A 7,618-nucleotide genomic window follows, 5' to 3' on the forward strand; every position below is an offset into this window, starting at 1 on the left:
TGCGGTAATTTGAGAAGTCGAGCGGAACGCCACCGTTCAGGGGTGGAAACTCGACCTGCTGGACGATTGCCAGTCGCACCGGCTCTGGATCCTGGCGCTAGGACCGCGGACATCCCTGCTTCCCCCTCGTGGAATTGAGAACGATGGACTCGACTGAGTACGGTGGGCCGCGCACCAACGCGGTGAAGGGGTTTGCCGGTCGGCTGGGCGCGCGCGCATGCCTCACCCTGGTGGTCTGCGCCCTGTCCCTGTTCACGGTGGAGACGGCCCGGGCCCAGGAGGCCCAGGAGCCCACCTCCAAGACCCGGACCAAGGCCCCTCGCAAGCGCGCGGCCACCGGGGTGAAGCCGGCCGCGCCGGGAACGAAGCCGCCGCGGACCGCGAAGACGCGCCGGGGCAAGACGCCGCCTCCGCCGGAGGAGCCGACGCCCGAGCCGACGGAGGAGCCCGTCGCGCCCCAGGAGCCCGCGCTCGCCACCGAGCCGCCCACGGCGCCGCCGCCCCCGCTGGCCGGCCCCGGTCCGTCCGTGGCGGATCCGCTCCCCGTGCCCCCTCCCGCCACCCCGTCGCCATATGACGGGCCGCTGACCACGGACATCCCGTCCAACCCGCAGCCCGAGCCCGCGCTGGGGGCCGGCGCGCTGCTGCCGTCGTCGCCGCCGCGCGCGGCGGACAACGTCCCGGACCGCGCGCCCTTCACGGAGCCCACCCCGGACCGCGCGCTGCCGCCGCCCTCCAGCCTCTCCGGCCTGGACGGCCCGGACCTGGGCGGGGGCGACGACCTGGAGAAGAACATCAACATGGCGCTGAGCGAGGCCGTCGTCACCACGGCGTCCAAGCGCAGCCAGCGCATCTCGGACGTGCCCCTCACGGTGTCCTGGATCCCGGCGGAGGAGCTGGAGGGCACCGGCCAGTTCTCGCTCTGCGAGGCCATCCAGTACTTCCCCGGCATGGAGTGCCGTCGGGGCTCCATGCGCAAGGCGGCGGTGAGCGCGCGCGGCCTGGGCTCCAACTACCTGTCCAACCGCCTCCTGCTCCTCAAGGACGGCCGTCCGCTGACGGACCCCTGGACGGGCCAGTTCTACGCGGATGAGACGACGCCGCTCACCAACCTGAAGCAGGTGGAGGTCATCCGCGGCCCGGGTTCGTCGCTCTACGGCTCCAACGCCTTCAGCGGCGTCATCAACATCATCGAGCGCCAGCCCTCGGACCTCATCGCCAAGGGCCAGAACGTGGGCGCGGACGCGCGCATCCTCGCCGGCCAGGACAAGACCTGGCGCCTCCAGACCAACGTCGCCGGCCGCGGCGGCCCGGTGGAGGCGCTGCTCGGCTACTACGGCTTCGGCTCGGACGGCCCGCAGCTCTTCAACAACCCGCAGCTCAACCAGACGGACACCAACGAGGACTCGCTGGTCCACCAGGTGAACGGCAAGGTCCGCGTGGGCCCCCTGGCGCTCGACGCGGACTTCACCGACGGCAACATCGGCCGGCCCGGCGGTCAGAACATCTCCACCGTGGGCAACTGCGGCCGCTGCCACTACACCGCGCAGGACAACGAGCACGTCCAGAACCTCAACGCCGCCCTGCAACTGGATCAGCAGGTGACGGACAACGTGCGCGTGTTCGCCCAGGGCTACGCGTTCTTCAAGCGCCGCAACGTGACGCTGGAGAACGAGATCACCGGCGCCCTGGAGGACACGCTCGGCAAGCGCAGCCGCCTGGGCGGCGAGGCGCGCGCGCTGTTCTCCCTGGACAAGCTGTCCGTCACCGTCGGCGGCGACATCAAGGCCGACCAGGTGAACAACCAGAACGTCCTCCCCGGGCTGACGCTGGATGACACGAAGCAGACCATCCTGGGCGGCTTCGTGGACGCCGAGTACCGCATCACGGAGCGGCTGGTGGTGGGCGGCGGCGCCCGCTACGACAACTACCAGATCCCCTCCAAGGTCTGGTCCGAGCGCACGGATCAGATCTCCCCGCGCGCCAGCGTCGTGTTCCACGCCATCCCGGAGCTGCTCACGCTGCGCACCAACTACGGCCGCGCCTTCCGCGCGCCCACGCTGGCGGAGCTGGCCATCAACCAGCAGATGTACGCCGCGACGCTGCTCGGCAACCCGGCCCTGCGCGCGGAGACGCTGGACACGGTGGAGGCGGCGGTGGACTTCTGGCCCTTCGACCGCAAGGTGCGCCTGACGGGAACGGGCTTCTACAACCGCGCTCGCAACTTCATCAACCAGGAGCTCCTCTTCGGCTCCACGTCCCAGTTCCAGAACCTGGGCGACGCGCGCGTGGCGGGCTTCGAGGCGGAGGCCGCGGCGCAGGTGCCGTCCCTCAACTCCTCGTTCGACGTGGCCTACCAGTTCCTGGACGCCCAGGCGCTGCCGGTGGGCGGCGGGGCCAGCTACCCGCTGGACTACGCGCCCAGCCACCGCGTCTACCTGCGCGGCCGCACCAACATCGGCAAGTTCGCCTTCGTGGAGCTGTACGGCCTGTTCGTGGGCGCCCGGTATGATCCGGGCTTCGAGGTGGACGAGAACGCCGGCACCGCCACCCGCGTGAAGCTGCCCAGCTACATCACCGCGACCGCGCGCGTGGGCTTCAACGTCCACGAGCGCGTGGCGGTGTCCCTGCTGGGTACGAACCTCTTCAACGCGAAGTACGAGGAGTCCCACGGCTTCCCCGCCCCGCCGCTGGGCGTCTTCACCGAAGTCCGGCTCCACTACTAGGGCCTTGTTTGGATACCGCCGCCGCCGTGAAGGATGCTCCCCTGAAGTTGACGCCGGACACGACGCTCACCCCGGAGGCGCTGGAGCGGGCCTCCGGAGTGCTTGCCCGTGACGGCCTGCAGTTGGGGCGCGGTGACGACGCGGCGCCGCACCTGGTGCTGCTCGACGGGCGGTTCACCCCCGCCCACGCCGCGCTCCTGGAGCGCCAGCCCCCGGCGCTGCTGCTGGCCACGCGCGGCGAGGCGGGCCAGCCGTCCGCCTGGGAGGCGCGGCTCCTGGGCGCGCTGCTGCGCGGCGAGCCGCTGATTCCCCAGGAGGTCGCCACGTCCGTCGCGTGGCTGGGCAGCGTGGCGGAGGTGACGGCCCTGGGCGAGCGCGCGGCCGAGGCCGTCCTCCGGGCCGGAGGCTCCAAGGCCGCGGCCAGCCGGGTGGCGGATGTCGTCCATGAGATTGGGGTGAACGCCCTGCTGGACGCGCCGGTGGACGCAAGCGGTGCGCCGAAGTACGCCCACCGGCGAGGGCAGGTGCAGGCGGTGGAGGAGGAGGACCGCTGCCTGGTGTCCTGGGCGGTGGCGGAGGGCCGCGCGTGGCTGGAGGCGACGGACCGCTTCGGCCGCATGTCGGTGTCACCGCTGGTGCGGGTGGTGAAGGCGTGGGGTGAGAAGGCGCAGGTGGATGCTTCGGGAGGTGGCGCGGGCCTGGGGCTGCGGCGCATCCTGGAGCACAGCGACGCGGTCGCCGTGAGGGTGACGCCGGGGAAGCGGACCCAGTTCGCCTGTGCGGTGGACCTGGGGGATGCGCGCCGCCGGGCCGCGCAGCCCAAGTCGCTGCTGTTCTGTCTGGAACGAGGGTAGGCGGGTGGAGAGCCAAACTTCCAATGCCAGCATCACCTCCCTGCGCGTGGGCAGTCTGACCCACGTGCGCGTGGCCGGGGTGATCGACGAAACCTTCCCCCTCACGCCCACCTCCAAGGGCATCCAGGGCCTGGTGGTGGTGGACCTGGGCCTGGTGGAGCGGATCAGCTCCTTCGGCGTGCGCCGGTGGATCGAGTTCGCCGGCCACCCGCCGCAGGGCGTGTCGGGGCTGTACGTCGTCAACGCGCCGCCGGTGGTGGTGGATCAGCTCAACATGGTGGAGGGCTTCGCGGGCGTCGCGCGCGTGCTCTCCATGCTGGCGCCGTACACGTGCCGCTTCTGCAAGGAGGACCGGCTGCGGCTGGTGCGCCTGGTGGAGGAGGCGAAGGTGCTGGAGCAGGGCGGGGCCCCGCCGCACCAGTGCCCGGTGTGCGCCCAGCCGCTGGAGTTCGCGGACGAGCCCACGGAGTTCTTCGACTTCGCGCGCCGCCAGCAGTTCTCCGCGGTGGACCCGGCGGTGCTGCGCTACCTGCGCTCCGGCATCCCGTCCGAGCCGTCCGAGCTGGCGTCGCACCTGAAGATCATCCAGGACGACATCACCTTCATCACCCTGGCCAGCACGCTCAAGGGCGACCTCAACGTGCGCCGGCTGGCGTCCGGCCTGGAGGGGCGCGTCGCGTTCGACTGCTGCCACGTGAGCGTGGTGGAGCCGGAGGCGCTGCCGCGCATCGAGCAGGTGCTGGAGGTGGCGTCCCAGGGCGCCCAGGTGGTGCTCTGCCGCGTGCCGCCGCCGCTGTTGAGCGTCCTGGCGAAGTCCACCAAGGCGCTGCCGGCGAAGCTGGCCACGCTGTGGCTGCCGTGCGACTGCCGCAACTGCGGCCAGGTCACCCACCAGCGCATCCAGACCTCGGAGTACCTGGAGGTCCTGCGCGCCAAGGGCACCATGGAGCGCGTGTGCCCCGTCTGCGGCGGCACCGCCCGGGCCCCGGCGCTCTCGCAGTTCCAGGGGCTGCTCGCGCGCACGCCCCTCACCGACAAGCCGCTGGACGACATCGAGGCGCTGGAGCAGCGCGCCCTCAGCCAGTACCTCTTCGGCTCCACCAACCAGGACCCCGGCTCCCGGGGCACGTCGGCCACGGACACGCACACCAGCGGCGCGCGGCTGCAGATCATCCGCCGGCTGGGGCAGGGCGGCATGGCGGAGGTCTTCCTCGCCAAGCAGCAGGGCGTGAAGGGCTTCGAGAAGTTCGTCGTGATGAAGAAGATTCTCGCGCAGTTCGCGGAGAATCCTGAGTTCGTCGACATGCTCTTCGCGGAGGCCCGCGCCAACGCGCGCCTCACGCACCCCAACATCGTCCAGACCTTCGACGTGGGCGTGACGGACGGCGTGGCGTACATCCTGATGGAGTACGTGCGCGGCCCGGACCTGAAGCGCCTCATCACGGAGCTGCGCCGCAAGGGCATGGCGCTGCCGCTGGAGCACGCGCTGCGCATCGTGGCGGAGGTGGCCGCGGGCCTGCACTACGCGCACAGCTACGTGGACCCGTCCGGCACGGCGCACCCGGTGGTGCACCGCGACGTCAGCCCCCACAACGTGCTGGTGTCGCTGGACGGCGCCATCAAGCTGTCGGACTTCGGCATCGCCAAGGTGCAGGGCGAGGAGCACACGCAGGCGGGCGTCATCAAGGGGAAGATCTCGTACCTCTCCCCGGAGGCCGCCAGCGGCCGCCCGCTGGACTGGCGCAACGACGTGTTCGCGCTGGGCGTGGTGCTCTTCGAGCTGCTCACCGGCCAGCTGCCGTTCCGCCGCGACCACGACGCGGCCACGCTCGCGGCCATCGTGCGCGAGCCCGCGCCGGTGCCCTCGCAGCTGCGGCCCCACATCCCGCAGGACGTGTCGGACCTCATCCTGCGCGCGCTGGTGAAGGACCCCGCGCGGCGCACGCCCTCCGCGGCGGCGATGCGCGAGGAGATCGAAGCCGTCATCGCGCACCACCGGCTGTCCTCGTCGCCGGCGTCGGTGGCGCAGTTCTTCAAGGAGGCGCTGGGCGACCGGCTCTCCGAGTACGCGCCGTCGTCCATCGCCGGCTCGGGGACGGGCTCCAACCCCCGGGCGCTGATGCCGGGGACGGGCTCGCACTCGCGCAACCTGGGGACGGGCTCCGGCAGCGACATGCGGGCGCCGTCGGACCTGTCCCGGCCGCCCGTGCGCGGCGGTTCCGGCAGCCTGCCCCGGATGGAGCCGCCCCCGGTGGCCGCCCCGCCGGAGCCCGCGGATCGCGGCACCGAGGTCGTCTCCGTCGCCGACCCCATGCGTCCCCCGGCCGTGCCGCCGCCGGTGGCCCCGCCCGTCGCCGCGCCCGCGCCCCGCCCGTCGCGCCCGGCCGCGGCCCCGCCCGCGTCGCCGCTGCCGCCCCCCACCGCCGTGCGCCCGGCGGCCGCCGCCAACCTGCCCACGCGCGTGGGGCCTCCGCCGCAGCGCCCGTCGGTGTCGGTGCCCTCCGTCGCGCCCGTGACCGTGGCCCCGCAGCCCCCCGCGCCCGCGCGGCAGGGGGGGACCCACGCGCAATACGCGGCTTCCCCCGCGTCCCAGCCGGTGGCCTCGCCGCCCACGGGCACCCACGCGGCCTACGGCGCGGCCCATCCGCCGCCCGTGTCCGCGCCGCCTCCGCCCGTGGCCCCGCCGCCGCCTCCGGTGACCGCCCCCGTGGCGACCCCCGCGCGGCCTCCGGTGGCGCCCGTGGCCGCGCCGCCGGCTCCCGTCCACGCGGTGGCGCCCGCCGCCCCGGCGCCCGCCGCCGGCGCGCCTGGGAGGGGCCTCACGCCCGGACAGCGCAAGGGGCTCATCGCGGGCGGCGTGGGCCTGGTGGTCGCGGGGCTCGCGCTGGTGTTCCTCCTGCCCGGGGGCGGCGTGGAGGTGCGCAACGCCCAGGAGGGCGAGCGCGTCTACGTGTCCGGCGTCCTGCTGGACCCGGACACCCGCCTGCCGGAGGACCCGTCGGGGTGGCTCGTCTCCACCGCCGTGGACGGCAAGCTGCACCGCTTCGGCAAGGTGCCGAGGTCCGAGCACATCGACCTGCGCACGCTCGCGGACGCCGCGCCCCAGGCGGATGCCCGGGGCACGCTCAGCGTCACCGGCGCCCAGGGCTGCCGCGTGGCGCTGGGCGCGCAGGTGCTCCAGGGCCAGACGCCGCTGGCCAGCCCGCTGCCCGCGGGGCGCGAGTTCGAGGTGCGCGTCTCCTGCGGCGGCAAGCCGGACGTCGTCCGCTGGGTGATGGCCGTGCCCGGACAGGGCGTCGCGCTGGACGTGCCCTGAGCCGGACGGAATGACACGGGCTGGGGGCCGCCGCAGACACGGTGTCCCCCGGGCCCGGAGCGCCGCGCGGCCCTACAGCTTCTTGTACAAGAAGTCCTTGTAGCTGCCGTGGCCGGGCAGGTCGTCGCCGATGAAGCCGTCCATCTTCGCCCGGACGGTGAGCGTGCCGTCCTTCAGCTCCAGCGCGTAGCCCGGCGCCTCCTGGTGAACGAGGTGCAGCCGCTGGAGGCCCTCCCGGACGGCCTGCTTCCCGATGTCATCGCGGCAGACGAGCTTCAGGTCGTCGATGAGCCGGTCGAAGATGCCATTGGACAGCATCTGGATGGCGGCCACCGTGGTGAAGCTCTCCTCGTCGAGCGTGACCTGGAGGTCCGCCCCGCTGGCGGCCTCCCTCAGCTCCGCCACCTTCGGCGGCAAGGTGTCCTGCTTGAACGCGGCCAGTTCCTGACGTTCGGCGAGCCCCATCCTGTCGTGCTCCAGTCTCTTCGCGGGCAAGCAGTGCCCGAGCGCGTGCGAAACGTCGTGGACGGACCGCCCGGGTGTCAACGGTCGCCCTCGGGTTGATGCTCCATGTCATCCGGGAGACGCCCCGCGCCCTTGTATGAACTCCACCAGCCTGACGGTTCCGGTATAGAGCGGGGCCGGAAGGTACCGGGAGAGGGTCGCCGTGTTCGCCTTGGGGCTACGTCCTCGGGACTGAGATTGGCGCCCTCGACCGGTGT

4 protein-coding genes are annotated in these 7,618 nt (G+C 72.8%); 3 read left to right on the plus strand and 1 reads right to left on the minus strand.

What is annotated here, in order from left to right; genetic code table 11:
* The first annotated feature begins 143 nt into the window (after window positions 1–143).
* From U8525_RS33085 to U8525_RS33095, 3 genes are read left to right on the plus strand one after another with little or no spacing between them, the layout of a single operon-like run.
* A complete protein-coding gene (locus U8525_RS33085; RefSeq protein ID WP_374270726.1) occupies window positions 144–2,726 on the plus strand; it encodes a TonB-dependent receptor plug domain-containing protein in 2,583 nt (860 codons plus the stop codon).
* Window positions 2,727–2,752: 26 nt separating this feature from the next.
* The gene (locus tag U8525_RS33090; protein WP_374270727.1) at window positions 2,753–3,580 is read left to right on the plus strand and encodes a hypothetical protein; all 828 of its coding nucleotides are present in this window, start codon (window positions 2,753–2,755) and stop codon (window positions 3,578–3,580) included.
* 4 nt (window positions 3,581–3,584) lie between these two features.
* Window positions 3,585–6,896: a protein kinase gene (locus tag U8525_RS33095; RefSeq protein ID WP_374270728.1), complete on the plus strand. Its 3,312-nt coding sequence runs from the start codon at window positions 3,585–3,587 to the stop codon at window positions 6,894–6,896.
* Between the two features lie 72 nt (window positions 6,897–6,968).
* On the opposite strand, the gene U8525_RS33100 is transcribed toward U8525_RS33095, so the two are convergent.
* Entirely contained in the window at window positions 6,969–7,361 is a 393-nt protein-coding gene (locus U8525_RS33100; protein WP_374270729.1) for a hypothetical protein, read from the minus strand.
* Between the last annotated feature and the right edge of the window lie 257 nt (window positions 7,362–7,618).

Origin of the sequence: Corallococcus sp. RDP092CA, assembly GCF_041903675.1 — a bacterium.
Taxonomy (GTDB): domain Bacteria; phylum Myxococcota; class Myxococcia; order Myxococcales; family Myxococcaceae; genus Corallococcus.